This is a genomic window from Streptomyces sp. NPDC042259 (genome assembly GCF_055582085.1).
Map to the genome: position 1 here is coordinate 442,703 of NZ_JBVJDW010000001.1, position 16,681 is coordinate 459,383.

General features: G+C 72.6%; 14 protein-coding genes. 6 read left to right on the forward strand and 8 right to left on the reverse strand.

The window, feature by feature from the left end:
* Positions 1–114: 114 nt before the first annotated feature.
* A complete protein-coding gene (locus tag ACZ6MA_RS01985) occupies positions 115–987 on the reverse strand; it encodes an alpha/beta fold hydrolase (RefSeq protein WP_469430290.1) in 873 nt (290 codons plus the stop codon).
* Between the two features lie 245 nt (positions 988–1,232).
* Positions 1,233–2,687, reverse strand: coding sequence for an APC family permease (locus ACZ6MA_RS01990; RefSeq protein ID WP_469430291.1), 1,455 nt, complete (start codon positions 2,685–2,687; stop codon positions 1,233–1,235).
* A gap of 155 nt (positions 2,688–2,842) precedes the next feature.
* Here ACZ6MA_RS01990 and ACZ6MA_RS01995 point away from each other — a divergent pair, with 155 nt between their 5' ends.
* The 3 genes from ACZ6MA_RS01995 to ACZ6MA_RS02005 all read left to right on the forward strand — a co-directional run bounded on the left by ACZ6MA_RS01995 (position 2,843) and on the right by ACZ6MA_RS02005 (position 6,846).
* The gene (locus tag ACZ6MA_RS01995; RefSeq protein WP_469430292.1) at positions 2,843–3,286 is read left to right on the forward strand and encodes a hypothetical protein; all 444 of its coding nucleotides are present in this window, start codon (positions 2,843–2,845) and stop codon (positions 3,284–3,286) included.
* Between the two features lie 89 nt (positions 3,287–3,375).
* Positions 3,376–4,986 carry a multicopper oxidase family protein gene (locus ACZ6MA_RS02000; protein WP_469430293.1) on the forward strand — a complete coding sequence of 537 codons (1,611 nt, stop codon included), beginning with the start codon at positions 3,376–3,378 and terminating at the stop codon, positions 4,984–4,986.
* A gap of 105 nt (positions 4,987–5,091) precedes the next feature.
* Positions 5,092–6,846 (forward strand): NAD+ synthase, encoded by a 1,755-nt coding sequence (locus ACZ6MA_RS02005; protein WP_469430294.1) that lies wholly within the window; start codon positions 5,092–5,094, stop codon positions 6,844–6,846.
* A 47-nt stretch (positions 6,847–6,893) separates the two neighbouring features.
* Here ACZ6MA_RS02005 and ACZ6MA_RS02010 read toward each other — a convergent pair whose 3' ends face one another.
* The gene (locus ACZ6MA_RS02010; protein WP_469430296.1) at positions 6,894–7,109 is read right to left on the reverse strand and encodes a DUF2277 domain-containing protein; all 216 of its coding nucleotides are present in this window, start codon (positions 7,107–7,109) and stop codon (positions 6,894–6,896) included.
* 149 nt (positions 7,110–7,258) lie between these two features.
* On the opposite strand from ACZ6MA_RS02010, the gene ACZ6MA_RS02015 reads away from it, so the two are divergent.
* Positions 7,259–8,317, forward strand: coding sequence for a helix-turn-helix domain-containing protein (locus ACZ6MA_RS02015; RefSeq protein ID WP_469430297.1), 1,059 nt, complete (start codon positions 7,259–7,261; stop codon positions 8,315–8,317).
* A 59-nt stretch (positions 8,318–8,376) separates the two neighbouring features.
* Here the strand turns inward: ACZ6MA_RS02015 and ACZ6MA_RS02020 are convergent, their stop codons facing one another.
* Complete coding sequence (locus ACZ6MA_RS02020) at positions 8,377–9,117, reverse strand: GntR family transcriptional regulator (protein ID WP_469430298.1); 741 nt, start codon at positions 9,115–9,117, stop codon at positions 8,377–8,379.
* A gap of 160 nt (positions 9,118–9,277) precedes the next feature.
* On the opposite strand from ACZ6MA_RS02020, the gene ACZ6MA_RS02025 reads away from it, so the two are divergent.
* Complete coding sequence (locus tag ACZ6MA_RS02025; protein ID WP_469430299.1) at positions 9,278–9,739, forward strand: ATP-binding protein; 462 nt, start codon at positions 9,278–9,280, stop codon at positions 9,737–9,739.
* 838 nt (positions 9,740–10,577) lie between these two features.
* On the opposite strand, the gene ACZ6MA_RS02030 is transcribed toward ACZ6MA_RS02025, so the two are convergent.
* The 4 genes from ACZ6MA_RS02030 to ACZ6MA_RS02045 all read right to left on the reverse strand — a co-directional run bounded on the left by ACZ6MA_RS02030 (position 10,578) and on the right by ACZ6MA_RS02045 (position 15,456).
* Positions 10,578–11,786, reverse strand: a complete 1,209-nt coding sequence (locus tag ACZ6MA_RS02030) for an MFS transporter (RefSeq protein ID WP_469430301.1) — start codon at positions 11,784–11,786, stop codon at positions 10,578–10,580.
* Positions 11,787–11,873: 87 nt separating this feature from the next.
* Complete coding sequence (locus ACZ6MA_RS02035; RefSeq protein ID WP_469430302.1) at positions 11,874–12,887, reverse strand: endonuclease/exonuclease/phosphatase family protein; 1,014 nt, start codon at positions 12,885–12,887, stop codon at positions 11,874–11,876.
* Positions 12,888–13,162: 275 nt separating this feature from the next.
* On the reverse strand, positions 13,163–13,807 hold the full coding sequence (locus ACZ6MA_RS02040) for a TetR/AcrR family transcriptional regulator (RefSeq protein WP_469430303.1): 645 nt from the start codon (positions 13,805–13,807) through the stop codon (positions 13,163–13,165).
* Positions 13,804–15,456, reverse strand: a complete 1,653-nt coding sequence (locus tag ACZ6MA_RS02045; RefSeq protein WP_469430304.1) for an MFS transporter — start codon at positions 15,454–15,456, stop codon at positions 13,804–13,806. Before ACZ6MA_RS02045 ends, ACZ6MA_RS02040 begins: the two co-directional genes overlap by 4 nt.
* Positions 15,457–15,648: 192 nt before the next feature.
* On the opposite strand from ACZ6MA_RS02045, the gene panB reads away from it, so the two are divergent.
* Positions 15,649–16,527, forward strand: a complete 879-nt coding sequence (panB, locus tag ACZ6MA_RS02050) for a 3-methyl-2-oxobutanoate hydroxymethyltransferase (RefSeq protein WP_469430305.1) — start codon at positions 15,649–15,651, stop codon at positions 16,525–16,527.
* Positions 16,528–16,681: the final 154 nt, after the last annotated feature.

A 16,681-nucleotide genomic window follows, 5' to 3' on the forward strand; every position in this document is an offset into this window, starting at 1 on the left:
TGCCGCCTGCGGCGGCGGGCGCCCTGCGGGCGCGTCCTCAATCGCCGGACGGGCTGAATTCAGCCCGTCCGGCGATTGAGGACACCGCCGCGCAGCGGTGGTGCGGACGCCGGTCTACTCAGGGCCCCCGGCCCGCACCGGCATGGCCAAAACCGCCGCGGCAATGGACTGGGGCCGGTCGAACATCACCAGGTGGCCGGCTGGGGCCACGGCCTCGAAGCGGGCGTCGAGGCGGTCCGCGAGGGCGCGCTGGCGTTCCAGCCAGCGGCGTTCGGGCCAGGAACCGGTGCCCGGGGAGGCCGCGAGGACGGTCACGGGGACGGGCGGCAGCGGGTGCAGGGCGCGCAGTTCGTCCAGTTCGGCGGCGACGTCGTAGTAGCGGGCGTTCTCCATCAGCAGGGCGCGCGCCACCCGGCCGCTGCCGTAGGTGCGGCGCACCAGTTCGGCCGGGGTGGGGTCGTGGCGCTTGACGGAGGAGACCCGGACGGCCAGCCGGCGCAGGGCGGGGCCCAGGGCGCGGGGCAGTCCGGCGGCGGCGACGGCGAGGCCGCGCGCGTGGGCGGCGGCGGTGCGCAGGTCACGGGCCGGGATGGGCCGGACGTCCTCCTCCACGCTGCCGTCCACCAGGACGATCCCGGCCGTGCGGTCGGGGTGCAGCCGGGCGAACGCCTCGGCGTGGAACCCGGCGAGGGAGTGGCCGACGACCGTGGCCGGTCCGGGCAGGTCCAGGGCGTCCAGGACGCCCGCTATCCGGTCGGCCTCGGACGCGGCGGTGGGCGGTTCGAGGGCCGGTGCGCTGAACCCCAGCCCGGGGCGGTCGAAGCGGACGACCGTGCGGTGCTCGGTGAGCAGCGGCACGACGGGCTCCCAGTCGAACCAGCCCATGCCGAGCCCGGCGCTGAGTACGCATACCGGGCCGGAGCCCTCGCGCAGTACGTGCAGCGGTATCCCGCCGACCCGCAGCATGCGCCCTGGTGGCCGCTTCATCCCGTCGCCCCCTGGAGGTTCGTCCGTGCCCACCGCCGCACGTGTGCGGCGCCGGTCGCGGAGCGGATCCCCGACCTGGGATGACCGTACCTGGGCCTGGCCGGCGGTTCCGCGGCTGCGGGCCGTCTGTGCCGCCTGCGGCGACGAGCGCCCTGCGGGCGCGTCCTCAATCGCCGGACAGGCTGGTTGTGGCTGAGCTCAGCCGCATCAGTCCGTCCGGCGATTGAGGACACCGCCGGGCAGGCCTACGCGCGGTGCTCCGGGGCCACCCAGTGGGGTTTACGGAACTTCAGGAACGCCAGAGGTGCCAGGAAGCCGAGGATCAGCAGTCCGCCGCCGACGGTGAGCAGATAGCGCCACAGCGGGCCGCCGCCGAACTGCTCCGGCGGTACGAAGCCGATGCACATGGCCGCGACGGAGGCGACGAAGCCGACACCGGCGACGAGCCGCACGGCCGGTACCCGGAAGCCGCGCGGCCGGTCGGGCTGGACGCGCCGCAGCCGGACGACGGCGGCGAACATCAGCAGATAGACGACGAGGTAGATCTGCGTGGTGATGACCGAGAAGATCCAGTAGGCGCTGGAGACATCGGGGATGAACGCGTAGAGCAGGGCGATCAGGGTGGTGAGCACGCCCTGGGCGACCATGATGTTCCGCGGCACCCCGCGCTGGTTGAGCTTTTGCAGCACGGGCGGCAGATAGCCCTCCTGCCGGGAGACCATCAGCAGCCCCTTGGCCGGTCCGGCCAGCCAGGTGAGCATGCCGCCGAGTGCGGCGGCGACCAGCAGCACCCCGACGACCTTGGTGAGCCAGCCGACGCCGAAGTGGTCGAAGAAGCCCTGGAACGCCTGCATCACCCCGGCCGTCAGGCTGAGGTCCTCCCCCGGCATGACCCAGCTGATGGCCAGCGCCGGAAGGATGAAGATCAGCAGGACGAGGCCGGTGGCGGCGAAGACCGAGCGCGGGAACTGCTTGCCGGGCTCGCGCAGCGAGGCGACGTGCACCCCGTTCATCTCCATGCCCGCGTAGGACAGGAAATTGTTGACGATCAGGACGAGGCTGGCCAGCCCGGTCCACGGCGGGAGGAAGTGGCCGGAGTCCATGGGAGCGGCCGAGGCGTTGCCCTGGGCGAGGAAGACCAGGCCGAGGACGACGAGGACGATGCCGGGGATCAGTGTGCCGATGACCAGGCCCATGCCCGCGAGTCCCGCCACCGCCTTGGTGCCGCGCGAGGAGATGAACACGCCCGCCCAGTAGATGACGACGATGACGACGGCGATGTAGAGGCCGTTGTCGGCGAGCCTGGGGTCGATGACATACGCGAAGGTGCTCGCCACGTAGGCGAGCAGGCTCGGGTAGTAGGCGATCGTCATCGCGAACTGGCACCAGACGGCCAGGAAGCCGAGCGGCTTGGAGAGCCCCTCGCTCACCCAGCGGTAGACCCCGCCGGTCCAGCCGGAGGCCAGTTCCGCCGAGACCAGGGCGGTGGGCAGCAGGAAGACCACGGCGGGCACGAGGTAGAGGAAGACGGCGGCCAGCCCGTACAACGCCATGGACGGGGAGGGCCGCAGGTTCGCCACCGAGGCGGTGGTCATCATCGCGAGGGTCACCCATGAGATGAACTGCTGCGCCTGCGGGGCGGACGGGGTCGGGTGGGTACCGGCGGCGGGGGTCTCCCGGGCCGGTTCCGTGCGGGTCATGGGTGGAGCGTCCTTCGGGCCGTGCGACGAATCGAATCGCCCCATAATCGGGCCTTGGCCCCCTTCCGCGCACATCGCGCACCCGCCACCCTCGAAGGCCGATACCCCGAGGGGGTAGGGTGCGGGCGAGGATTTCCGGGGCTGGGAGGCTCGTGATGGACGAACGGCGGAAGGCCACCGCGTGGTGCGGCCGGCTGCTGCTGTTCGCCGCGCTCGTCCTGGGCATCGTCACGATGCACACCCTCGGCCACCCGAGCGGGCACGGCTCGGGGCAGCCCGGGCCGACGGCGGCGGGGCCCGCCGCGCACGCGATGCCGGCACACGCCGCGCACGTCCAGGCCGATGCGGGGACGACGGCCGGGACGACCGGCCCTCCCCGCGCCGATGCCCCGCCGCACGGCGGCATGGACCCCATGTCGGTGTGCCTCGCCGTGCTCGCCACGGGCGGGGCCGTCGCCCTCCTCCTGGGCCTGGCCGCCCTCCGCCGCCGGTCCGGCGCGCCCGCCCCCGCGGCCCGCGCCCGCCTCCTGCGCACCCTGTGGCCCATGCCGCCACCCCGCCACAAGGCCCTCGCCCGGTTGTCGGTCCTGCGCGTGTAGAGCCGCGTCCCGCCGCCGCTCCCCCGCGCGGCGGACGCGCTCCGACCCGTACCCGACCGACCATCGATCACCGCACGAGGTGCATTCCCATGCGCACGACCACCCGCCGCGCCGTACTCGGCGCGGGACTCGCCGCCGCCGGCGGCAGCCTGCTCGCCGCCTGCTCGAAGGGCACCGACAGCGGCTCCCCGGCCGCCCCGGCGCCCGCCGGCTTCGTCTCCCCGGACGGGAAGGAGGTCGCCGCCGCCGAGGCCCGGCGCGGCGGCGGCCCCGTCCGGAAGGTCGCCCTGACGGCCACGCCGACCCGGCTCGACCTGGCCGGCCGTACCGTCCCGACCTGGGCGTACGGCGACCGGCTGCCCGGCAGGGAGATCCGGGTCACCGCCGGCGACACCCTCGCCGTGACCCTCGCCAACCATCTGCCCGAACCCACCTCCCTGCACTGGCACGGGCTCGCCCTGCGCAACGACATGGACGGCGTGCCGGGCCTCACCCAGCGTCCCGTCAAGGCGGGGGCGTCCTTCGACTACCGCTTCACCGTCGCCCACCCGGGCACGTACTGGTTCCACCCGCACTCGGGCACCCAGCAGGACCGGGGGCTGTACGCGCCGCTGATCGTCGAGGACCCGAAGGAGCCGTTGACGTACGACAAGGAGTGGGTGGTCGTCCTGGACGACTGGGTCGACGGGGTGGACGGCAGCACACCGGACGCGGTCCTCGCCGAGCTGAGCCGGGGCATGGGCGGCACGGACGGCATGGGCGGCATGGACCACGGCGGGGGCGCCGGTGGCACGCACCACGGCGGGCACGACATGTCACACATGTCGATGACGTCGAGGACGCCGGCGCGCGCCGAGCCGTCCCCCGCCGGCCCCTCCCGGATGATGATGGGCGCGACCAGCCCGCTCCTGGGCGGCGACGCGGGTGATGTGGCCTATCCGCACTATCTCGTCAACGGCCGCCCGCCCGAGGACCCGGAGACCTTCACGGCGAAGCCCGGCGACCGGGTGCGGATCCGGTTCGTCAACGCCGGGGGCGACACGGCCTTCCGGGTCGCGCTCGGCGGCCACCGCATGACGGTCACGCACACCGACGGCTTCCCCGTCGAGCACCGGGACACCGACGCGTTGCTGCTGGGCATGGGCGAGCGGTACGACGTACTGGTCGAGGTGAAGGACGGTGTCTTCCCGCTGACCGCGCTGGCCGAGGGCAAGAAGCGGTCCGCCCTCGCGCTGCTGCGCACCGGCGGCGGCGCGGCGCCCGACGCCCGCGTACGCCCCAGGGAACTGGAAGCCGCGCCGCTCACCGCCGACCGGCTGCGGGCGGACCGTTCCGTCGCGCTCGCCGACCGCCGCCCCGACCGTACGATCACCCTCCGGCTGACGGGCTCGATGGCGAAGTACGACTGGGCGATCGACGGCGAGAAGTACACACCGGAGCCCCGGCACGTCGTGGCCGGGGGCGAACGGGTGCGGCTGGTCTTCGTCAACGACACGCGGATGTGGCACCCCATGCACCTGCACGGGCACACCTTCGCGCTGCCCGGGCGGGGGCCGCGCAAGGACACCGCGATCGTCCTGCCGGGGCAGCGGCTGGAGGTCGGCTTCGACGCCGACAACCCGGGCCTGTGGATGGTCCATTGCCACAACGTCTACCACTCGGAGTCCGGGATGATGACGGTCCTCGGCTACCGGAAGTAGCCACGGCGACGGCACCCCGCGCCGACGCGCACACCGTCGGCGCGGGGTGCCGGCACGGGCCCGGCGACCCCACATCGCGTCAGACAGACGATTACACTGAACGGCGTGCCCCAACTTCGTCTCGCACTGAACCAGATCGACTCCCGGGTGGGTGATCTCGCCGGTAACGCCGACACGATCGTGCACTGGACCCGGCACTCCGCCGGGCAGGGCGCCCACCTCGTGGCGTTCCCCGAGATGGCGCTGACCGGCTACCCCGTCGAGGACCTGGCACTGCGGTCCTCCTTCGTCGAGGCCAGCCGGACCGCGCTGCGCGCGCTCGCCGGGCGGCTGGCCGACGAGGGCTTCGGGGAACTGCCCGTCGTCGTCGGCTATCTCGACCGCAGCGAACAGGGCAGCGCCCGCTACGGCCAGCCCGCCGGCGCCCCGCGCAACGCCGCCGCCGTGCTGCACCGCGGCTCGGTCGCGCTGTCCTTCGCCAAGCACCACCTGCCGAACTACGGCGTCTTCGACGAGTTCCGGTACTTCGTGCCCGGCGAGACGCTGCCCGTGGTGCGGGTGCACGGCGTCGACGTCGCGCTCGCGATCTGCGAGGACCTGTGGCAGGACGGCGGCCGGGTGCCCGCCGCCCGGTCCGCCGGGGCCGGGCTGCTGCTGTCGGTCAACGCCTCCCCCTACGAGCGCGAGAAGGACGACACGCGTCTGGAGCTGGTGCGCAAGCGCGCCCGGGAGGCCGGCTGCACGACCGCGTACCTCGCGATGACCGGCGGCCAGGACGAGTTGGTCTTCGACGGTGACACGATCGTCGTGGACCGCGACGGCCGGGTCCTCGCACGCGCCCCGCGATTCGAGGAGGGCTGTGTGCTGATCGACCTCGAACTGCCGGCCGCCGCGCCCGAGGCCCCCTCCGGCGTCGTGGACGACGGGCTGCGCATCGACCACGTCACCCTCTCGGCCGAGCCGCTCCCGGCGTACGAGCCGGAGACACCGGGCGGGGTCGCACCCCCGCTGGGCGACACGGAGGAGGTGTACAAGGCGCTGGTCGAGGGCCTGCGCGCGTACGTCGTGAAGAACGGCTTCCGCAGCGTCGTCGTCGGCCTGTCCGGCGGCATCGACTCGGCGCTCGTCGCCGCCCTGGCCTGCGACGCCATCGGCGCGGAGAACGTGCACGGCGTGGCGATGCCGTCGCGCTACTCCTCCGACCACTCCCTCGCCGACGCCGAGGAGCTGGCCCGGCGCACCGGGCTGCACTTCCGCACCGTCCCCATCGCGCCGATGTTCGACGCGTACATGGGCGCCCTGGGGCTGACCGGTCTCGCCGAGGAGAACCTCCAGTCACGGCTGCGCGGCACGATGCTCATGGCCCTCTCCAACCAGGAGGGGCACATCGTGCTCGCGCCGGGCAACAAGTCGGAGCTGGCGTGCGGGTATTCCACCCTCTACGGCGACTCGGTCGGCGCGTACGGCCCGATCAAGGACGTCTACAAGACCTTGGTGTTCCGCCTCGCCGCATGGCGCAACGAGGCGGCGGCCGGGCGCGGCGAGACCCCGCCGATCCCGGAGAACTCCCTCACCAAGCCGCCGAGCGCCGAGCTGCGCCCCGGCCAGGTCGACACGGACTCGCTCCCGGACTACGAGGTCCTCGACCGAATCCTGGAGCTGTACGTCGACCGCGACCAGGGCCGTGCCGCGATCGTGGCGGCGGGCTTCGACGCGGAGCTGGTCACGCGGATCCTGCGGCTGGTGGACACGGCGGAGTACAAGCGCCGGCAGTACCCGCCGGGCACGAAGATCTCCGCGAAGGGCTTCGGCAAGGACCGCCGGCTGCCGATCACGAACGCGTGGCGGGAGACGGCCTAGGGCGTGTCCGCAAAGTCGCGGGCCAGACGGGACTTTGCGGACACGCCCTAGCGGCCGGCGCCGCGCACTTCCAGCCCGTCGAGCAGTTCCTTCGTCGCCCGCGTGACGGCGTCCACGGCCTCGTCGAAAACCGCCTGATTGTGCGCGGCCGGCGCCCGGAAGCCGGACACCTTGCGCACGTACTGCAGGGCGGCGGCCCTGATGTCCTCCTCGCCCACGTCGGGCGTCATGGGCGGCCTGAGCGTCTTGATGCTGCGGCACATATCCCCAGTGTGCCGCGCCGCGCCGCCGTATGGACGACCTCAGCCACATCAAGCCCTGCGGCACCTCCCGGCGGTAGTCGCGACGGCACACCGCTGGGGGGGGCGGACATGCAGGCGCACGCACCGCTCGCAGACCTGCGATGTGCCGGATGGCGAACCGCTGGAATGCGGCAGGGAGTAAGCACGACTGCCTGATTCCTACTCTGGAGACACCACTGGTCAACCCTCAGAGGCTCACGATGAGTGACTTTTCTGATCTCGCCCGTCGGGCATTGCGAGACAGCGGCTACTCCATGAAGGCTGCGGCGCGCGCGCTGAATTACGACGTCGCCTACCTGTCCCGAGTCCTCAACGGAAAACAGAACCCATCGGGAAGGCTTGCGGCGGCGCTGGATGGCCTCGTCGGGGCGGGGGGCGCGTTGGCCGCGACCGTGCTCGACGACGACGAAAAATCGAGGGTCGCCCGCAGCGCCGCTCACCCTTCTCGACTGGATGCGGGAACCGTGGACGCGCTTGCGGGGGTCCTGGCCGCATACCGGCGATTGGACGACACCGTAAAGCCGGAGTCGGTAATCCCGGCGACCATGGCACAGATGAAGGAGGTTACCCGAATCCTCCAGGGATCCCGAGGACCCCACAGGGATCGCCTGGCGGAGGTCGCGTCCGAGTGGATCCAGTTCGCGGGGTGGATGCTCGCCCAAGCCCGTAAAGACAGCGAGGCGGTAGGACTTCTCAACGACGCTTTGGAACTGGCAGACGAGGTCGGCAGCGGCACCCTTGCGGCCCAAGCCCTGAATTTCAAGGGGTATATCGCCCGACAGCAGGGCAGGCCCCGAGGCATTGCCCGCTGGTTCGCTGCCGCAGCCAACACCCCTGGCGCGCACCCTTCCCAGCGCATCGGGGACTACCTTCAGGCGGCAGCCGGAATGGCGGCCATGGGTGAACTGGACGCAGCACTACGCATGGTGGAAGAAGCAGAGGGGCTGACGGATAGGGCGGCCGCCCTTCCGCCGCCGGAAACCGCCTATTGGCTTACCCCGGCATTCAATCGCCTGAATATGGGGCTCTGCACTCTCGAACTCGGCCGCTACAGCGAGGCGGCCGACCACTTGAGGTCCGGGCTCGCGGGATTGCCCGAGGGACTGCGGGATGCCCCTTGGTCGTGGGAGCACAAAGACGCGCTGCGCAGGGCTGTGGAGGCGGCCTAGAGCCCTCCGAAAATCAGCAGCCCGGTCCAAGAACCGCCGGCCGGGCGAGAGGCGAGCGGCTACGCCTCGAAGTCGTACTCCAGGACGTAGGCGTTCGCGTCCATGACCATCTCGTTGACCTCGACCGCGTCGCCCCGCGCGGTGAACGCGGTGCGGCAGACGAGCATGACGGGGGTGCCGCCCGGGAGGCCGAGGCGGGTGGCCTCGTCGGCGGTGGGCATCCGGGAGCGGATCTCCTCCCGGAAGCGGACGGGCTCGTACCCCAGGTCCTTGAGGCGGGCGTACGTCCCGCCGGGCCCGGTGTCGGGCCGGGTGATGGGGGTGCCCGCGACCAGCGCGGTGGGCAGGTACGAGGTGGAGATCATGACCGGTTCGCCGTCCAGGACGTAGCGGCGTCGGCGGACGCACACCGGGGCGGCGGGCGCGACCGCGAGGACGGCGGCGATGCGCTGGTGGGCGGGCTGCTCGTCGACGGCCACCTGGTCGACGACCAGGTCCCGGTCCGCCACATCGGCGGCCCAGACGGAGGCACCCGCGCCCCACTGCCGCCGGGCGAGGCGCTGGATGCTCCGCCGGTGCAGCGGGGAGGGCGTCCGCACGAACACCCCGGCGCCCTTGCGGGCCTCGGCCAGGCCCTCGCTCTGGAGCACGCCGAGGGCCTGCCGGGCGGTCATGCGCGCCACGCCGTGGGCGGCCATCAGGTCGTTCTCGCCGGGCAGCCGGTCGCCGGGACCGTACTCGCCCGCGGCGATGGCGTCCCTGAGCGCGGCGGCGATCCGCCGGTACTTCGGTTCGGTCACTGCGCGCCTCCTCGTCCTCTCCGAAAGACCACCCTAAGCGGCGTGCGACGGCGAAGCGGGGCTCAGGGGCGCCATTGACTTCTCTAGAGATGTCGGTTTCACTGGACTTGTCTAGAGACGTTCCCACATGGGGTGTATGGCACCGATCAGGGGAGGCGGCATGGCGCGCGTGGCCCGCATCGTCGGCACGGGGTCGGGGCCGGAGCCGCTCGGGCACATCACGGTGGAGGCGACGCCGGAGGCGGCCGCTCTGGCGAGGCGGTTGTTCCGCGAGCTCACGGACGGCTGGGCGCCCGGTTTCCCGGTGGACGACTGCGTCCTGCTGGTATCCGAGCTGGTCACGAACGCCGTCGACCACGCCGGCGGGGACGGTGCCCGGCAGATCCGGGTCGACTGGTGGCGGGTGCGGGACGGTCTGCGCGTCGACGTCCACAGCGCGGGCCCGCCGTGCCGGGTCCGCCTGCGGCGCCCACCCGACGACGACCCGCGCGGGCGGGGCCTGCTGCTCGTCGACCTCCTCGCCGACACCTGGTCCGTGGAGCCGAGCCGGCACGGCGGCACGATGGTCTCGTTCGTCATGGAAGACGCCTGGCGGACGACACGGCCGGCACAGTCGGCATGACAACGCCCCTGGCCGTGGCCGGCAGCCGGCTCCCCTGGCGGGGGGCTCGGGGGGCCGGCGCGCCGCCCGCGCGGGGCAGCCGCGGCCGACAGCCCCACACGGGTGGCCGTGACCGGCGCAGCCGACTCCCCTGGCGGGGGCATGGCCGCCCAGCCCTCAGGGCCGCCGCCGCGCGGGCAGCCCCGCACGGATAGCCGTGGCGGCGCAGCCGACTCCCCTGACGGGAGCCGCTAGGGCATCGGCCCGCCCGGCACCCCCTAGGGCGTGTCCGCAAAGTCCCGTCGTTCGCCCGAAGGGCGGGGCCCGCGGCGTCTGGTGCGTGCGATCGCAAGGCGGAGGGTCGCCCTCGTACTGGGCGTACTCGGGCGAGCCCGACAACGCAGCGAGCGCGCGTGCCAGGCGTCGCGGGCCAGACGGGACTTTGCGGACACGCCCTAGGCCGATGTCCGCCTGCGTCGGTAGCCCGCACGGGGGCCGCGCCTGGCACAGCCGCCTCCCTAGGCGGGGACATGGATCTGCCCGGGCACCAGGGCCGACACCACTGGCCGTGGCCGACAGCCCGCACGGGTAGCCGCGCCCGGCACAGCCGCCTCCCCAGGCAGGGGGCACGGGGGCGTGGAACCGCCCGCCCCCAGGGCTGACGCCGCCGCGCGGGCAGCCCGCACGGGCAGCCGCGCCCGGCAACAGCCAACACCCCAGGCAGGGGGCACGGGGGCGTGAAGCCCCCGCCCCCACGGCCGGCGCCGCTGTGCGGTAGCCCCGCGCGGACAGCCGGGCCGTCCGGCGATCCCGCAAAGGCCGCCGCGCCCAGCGGCCCGGCGGCACAGCGACCCGGCCGTCAGCCGACGCGTTCCGCCTCCGGCATGCGTTCGCTGCCCCCGGCGACCAGCCGCGACGCGCTGGGGCCGCCCCGGTCGAGGAGGCCGGCCGTTACCGCCACGGCCAGGCCGATCACGGCGAGGACCGCGCCGACCAGGGTCGGGGAGGTCCAGCCCCAGCCCGCGGCGATGGCGACGCCGCCGAGCCAGGCGCCGCCGGCGTTGGCCAGGTTGAAGGCGGAGTGGTTGGAGGCGGACGCCAGCGTCGGGGCGTGGCGTGCCTTGTTCATGACGAGCATCTGCAGCGGGGTCGTGGTCATGAAGCCGACCGCGCCGAGGACGACGACCGTCGCGAGGGCCGCCCACTTCACGTGCACGGTGAAGTCGAACAGGACCAGCACGGCCGCCAGCGCGGCCAGCGACCCGTAGAGCGTGGGCCGCAGCGCCCGGTCGGTGAGCGGGCCGGCGACGAGGGCGCCGAGGGTCATGCCGATGCCGAAGAGGGCGAGCACGAGCGTGACGGAGGTCTCGGAGAAGCCCGTGACCTCGGTCATCATCGACGCGAGGTAGCTGTAGACCGCGAAGACCCCGGCGAAGCCGAAGACCGCGGTGAGCAGACCGAGCAGCACCTGCCGGTCGCGGAGGGCGCGCAGCTCCTGGCCGAGGCCCGCGTGCCGTTCGCGCGGCAGCCGCGGGACGAGCAGGGTGAGCGCGGCCATCGCCACCAGCCCGATGCCGGCGACCACCAGGAACGTGGCGCGCCAGCCGAGGTGCTGGCCGAGCAGGGTGGCGGTGGGTACGCCGACGATGTTGGCGATCGTCAGGCCGAGGAACATCGTCGCGACCGCCCGCGCCTGCCGCCCCTCGGTGACCAACCGGGCGGCGACCACCGCCCCGACGCCGAAGAACGCGCCGTGCGGCAGCCCCGCCAGGACCCGGCCCGCCACGAGCAGCCCGAAGGTGGGGGCCAGCGCGGAGGCCAGGTTCCCGACGGTGAAGAGGCCCATGAGCAGCACGAGCATCCGCTTGCGTGGAATGCGCGAGCCCAGGGCCGTGAGCAGCGGGGCGCCGATGACGACGCCGAGGGCGTAGGCGGAGACGAGGTATCCGGCGGTGGGCACCGAGGTGCCCAGGTCGTCGGCGACATTGGGCAGCAGGCCCATCATCACGAACTCGGTGGTGCCGATACCGAACGCGGAGATCGCCAGGGCGAGCAGCGCCAGGGGCATGGAAGACCTTTCAGAGGATGTTCCCTTCCGGAACAAAGCCTCTCGGACCAAATGTTCCCGCCCGTGGACGAAGACGTGAACAGCTGGTCAGATCTTTACCCGGGCGGCCACCGGAAGGTGGTCGCTGGCCGTCTCGGGGAGGGTCCACGCCGAGACCGGGTCCATGCCGCGCACCATGATCTGGTCGATGCGCGCCATGGGGAAGCTCGCGGGCCAGCTGAAGCCGAATCCGTCACCGGCCGCGCCCTGCGCCGAGCGCAGTTGTGAGGTGATGGGCGCGAGCGAGCGGTCGTTCATGGTGCCGTTGAGGTCGCCGAGCAGGACGACCTTGCGCACCGGCTCCCGGGCGATGGCCTGGCCGAGCGCCTCGGCGCTGTTGTCACGCTGGCCCGCCGTGAAGCCCGCGTTGAACTTGACCCGCACCGAAGGCAGGTGCGCGACGTAGACGGCCACGGGGCCCTGCGGGGTGTTGGCCGTGGCCCGCAGGGCGCGCGTCCAGCCCATCTGGATGTCGACCGGCCGGGCGTCGGAGAGCGGGTGCTTGCTCCACACCCCGACCGTGCCCTGCACGGAGTGGTACTTGTAGGTGCCCGCCAGAGCCCGCTCGTACCGTGAGGCGTCGCTGAGTTCCTCCAGCGCGACGATGTCGGCGCCCGAGGCGGCGACGGTGCGGGCGGTGCCGGCCGGGTCGAGGTTCTCGGCGTTGACGTTGTGCGTGACGACCGTGAGGTTGCCGCCCTTGCCCGACTTGTCGCTGAGCAGGCCGCCGAAGAGGTTCGTCCAGACGGCGACGGGCAGCAGCAGGGCCACCAGCGCGGTCGCCGACCGGCGCAGCACGGCGAGGACGAGCAGCACGGGGATGCCGAGGCCCAGCCAGGGCAGAAACGTCTCGGTGAGGCTGCCGAGGTTGCCGACGCGGTTGGGAAGCCCCGAGTGGAACAGCATCAGCAGGCCGAGCAGCGCGGCGCAGGCGGCGACGACGAGCCCGCGCCGCCAGACGCCCCGGTCGCGCCACTGGCTCACGAAGCGCTCCAGCTTGGACCCGGTCCGTTCCGGGCCCGGCCCGCCCGGGCCCGTCTCCTCCATGTACGCCTGCGACATCCGTCGTCCTCACTGCTTCAGCTGCTGCGTCCCCGCCACCTGACGATAAGTGATCACCGTTGGCCGGGTGTCTCCGCGGCGCCCCTGGCAGGGGCGTCGGTCTGGAGGACGAGGACACAGGCCGCCCGGGTTCCTGTCGGGCGGCTGTGCGGGCCTGCTGTGACAGAACGGGCATATTCGCCGCCGCTACGGGCCGCCAATACCAGCCGCCGGGGCGGACCGGCGCGGCCCCGGCCCCCGGCCCCATCCGCCGGCCCTCGGCCGTCTGAAACGCGTCAGCTCTCCCGCGGTGGCCGCGCGCCCTCCAGGACGGTGTCGACGATCTGCTCCGCCAGCCCCTCGGGCATTTCCTTCCACTCGTGGAGCATGGCCCGGGTGAGCATCGGACCGACGAAGAGGTCGGCGAGCAGTTCGAGGTCCCGGTCGGCGCGGATCTCCCCGGTGCGCGTCCCGCGGCGCAGCACCGCGAGCATCGCCTCGCGGCGGGCCGTGACGACGGTGTCGTGGTACTCCTTCCACAGCTTCGGGTGCGCCCGCATGTGCGCGACGAGCGTGCGCAGCAGCGCCGAGGAGCGCTTGGCGAGGCTGCGGCGGCGCAGGAACTCCAGCATGGCGACGAGGTCGTCCCGGACGGATTCCCCGGCGGGCGGGGGCTGCCGGACGCCTTCGTCCAGGGAGCGCAGGACGTCGAGCAGCAGGTCTTCCTTGCCCGCCCAGCGGCGGTAGACGGTGGCCTTGCCGACGCCCGCCTCGCGGGCTATCCGTTCCATCGACAGCTCGCCGATGGTGGCGCCTTCTTCCAGCAGCCCTAGGACCGTCTCGATGACGGTGGTGTCGACGGCGGCGTTGCGCGGGCGTCCGCGCCGCTCGGCCACCGTCCCGGCCGCCCGGGGCGGTCGCTCTTCGACGGGCCCGGTCACGCGTCCGCTCCCGCCTGTTCCTTCTCGGGCTCCGGCCGCGGCTGTCCGGCCGGGGCGGCCGCCGCCTTGCCCGGCAGGAAGAGCGCGACGACGGCCGCGCCGAGCAGGGCGACGGCGCTGGAGCCGAGGACGGTGACGTGCATGGCGTGGAGGAAGGCGTCCTGGGCGGGGGCGACCAGCGCCCGGCCGGCCGGTCCCAGTTTCTCGGCGAGACCGAGGGTGCCCTCGATGGACTCGCCCGCCGCGTGCCGGGCGGCGTCGGACAGGCCCGGTACGTCGTCGAGCGTGCCGGCGATGCCGTCGCGGTAGGTGGTGGAGAGCACGGAGCCGAGCACGGCGACGCCGAGCGCACCGCCGACCTGCCGGAAGGTGTTGTTCACGGCCGAGCCGGAGCCGGCCTTCTCCCGGGGCAGCGACTGCATGATCGAGACGGTGGCGGGGGGCATGATGTGCGCCATCGCGGTGCCCTGGAAGAAGAACAGCACCTCCAGGACCCAGATCGGGGTGTCCTTGTCGAGCAGCAGGAAGCCCGCCGTGGTCGCGGCGACCAGCAGCATGCCGACGGAGCACACCGCGCGGGCGCCGAACCTCTCCACGACCAGCCGGGCCCGGGGGGCGAAGAACATCTGGGCGGCGGCGATCGGCAGCATCAGCAGACCGCTCTGCAGCGGGGTGTAGCCGCGCACGCTCTGGGTGTAGAAGACGATGAAGAACGTCGTGCCCATCAGCGCGAAGAAGACCAGCGCGATGGAGGAGACGGCCGCCGAGAAGGCGGGGTTGCGGAAGTAGCGCACGTCGATGGCGGGATGTGTGCTGCGCCGCTCGTGCAGGACGAACAGGACGAGGACGAGCAGACCGCCGCCGACCGTGCCGAAGACCTCGGGGTCGGTGAAGTCGGCGAGCTGACCGCCCTTGATGATGCCGTAGACCAGCAGGACCAGCCCGATGACGGACAGCAGCACGCCGATCGGGTCGAGACGGCCGGGCCTGGGGTCCTTGGAGTCGGGGACGAGCAGCACCATCGCGATCAGGCCGACGAGCACGATGGGCACGTTGACGAGGAAGACGGAGCCCCACCAGAAGTGGTCGAGCAGGATGCCGCCGGTGACCGGGCCGATGGCGATGGCGAGGCCGACCGCGCCCGCCCAGATGCCGATGGCCTTGGGCTGCTCGTCCCGCTCGAAGACGTTCATGATGATGGCGAGGGTCGCGGGCATCACGAAGGCGCCGCCGAAGCCCATCACCGCGCGGAAGGCGATCAGCTCACCGGGCGAGCCGGCCAGCGCGGAGAGCACCGAGCCGATGCCGAACACGACCATGCCGAAGAGCAGCGTCTTCTTGCGGCCGAGCCGGTCGCCCAGCAGGCCGGCGGTGAAGAGGATCCCGGCGAAGACGAGCGTGTAGGAGTTGATCGCCCATTCCAGCTGGCTCTGTGTCGCACCGAGTCCGGTGGGGGCGGGTGCGGCGATCGTCTTCATCGCCACGTTGAGGATGGAGTTGTCCAGCACCACGATCAGCAGGCTGAACAGCAGGACGGCGAGGATCGCCCAGCGCCTGCGGTGCACCGCCTCGGGGACCCGGCGGGGCGGCGTCGCACCGGAGGGTTCGGGGGGGCCGGAGGGGGCGGGGGTGCCGGAAGGAGTTGCCATGGACACCACCATAAATCCTTTCCGATACGGGACCGTCTCGTATTGGAAAGTTTTACCGACCGGGCGCCCCTCCCGGGCCCCGGAACTCGGGGCCGGGGGTTGTCTTCCCCGCCCGCGCGCGGCGTGTCAGCATGGGAGGTGATCCGGGGACGCCGTGAGGGCGCCTCGAGACACTTCACAGGAGTCACTGCCATGACGCATGCCTTGAATGCCGCGAACAAGCCCGACAGCAGCCCCGGCAACCCGAAGGCGCTGTACGGCGGCACGAGTTCCCGGCGCGTCACCGTCCGCGACATCGCCGCCGCCAAGGGGCGCGGCGAGAAGTGGCCGATGCTCACCGCCTACGACGCGATGACCGCCTCGGTCTTCGACGAGTCCGGCATCCCCGTCCTGCTCGTGGGCGACTCCATGGGCAACTGTCACCTCGGCTACGAATCCACCGTGCCCGTCACGATGGACGAGATCGCCCTCCTGTCGGCCGCCGTCGTACGCGGCACCAAGCGCGCCCTGATCGTCGGCGACCTGCCCTTCGGCTCCTACCAGGAGGGCTCGGTCCAGGCGCTGCGCAACGCCACCCGGCTGGTGAAGGAGGCGGGCGTCGGCGCGGTCAAGCTGGAGGGCGGGGAGCGCTCCGCCGACCAGATCGACCTGCTGGTCCGCTCCGGCATCCCCGTCATGGCCCACATCGGGCTCACCCCCCAGTCCGTCAACGCCTACGGCGGCTACCCCGTGCAGGGCCGCGGCGAGGAGGCCGCGGCTCAGCTGCTGCGCGACGCCAAGGCCGTCCAGGACGCGGGCGCCTTCGCCGTCGTCCTGGAGCTGGTCCCGGCCGAGCTGGCCGCGGAGGTCACCCGGACGCTGCACATCCCGACGGTCGGCATCGGCGCCGGCCAGGAGTGCGACGCGCAGGTCCTGGTCTGGACGGACATGGCGGGCATGACGGCGGGCCGGCTCCCGCGCTTCGTCAAGCAGTACGCGAACCTGCGGGCGGTGCTCGGTGACGCGGCGAAGTCCTTCGCGGACGACGTCGTCGGGGGCGCTTACCCGGCGGAGGAGCACGCGTTTCACTAGCGTGACGCGACCACGGCCTTTCGCCTGGCCGGCGGTCTCTTCGCCTGCGTCTTGTCGTTGCCGCCTGCGGCGGCAAGGCGCCCTACGGGCGTGTCCTCAATCGCCGGACGGGCTTGATTTGGTTGGCCTCAGCCCTATCAGCCCGTCCGGCGAT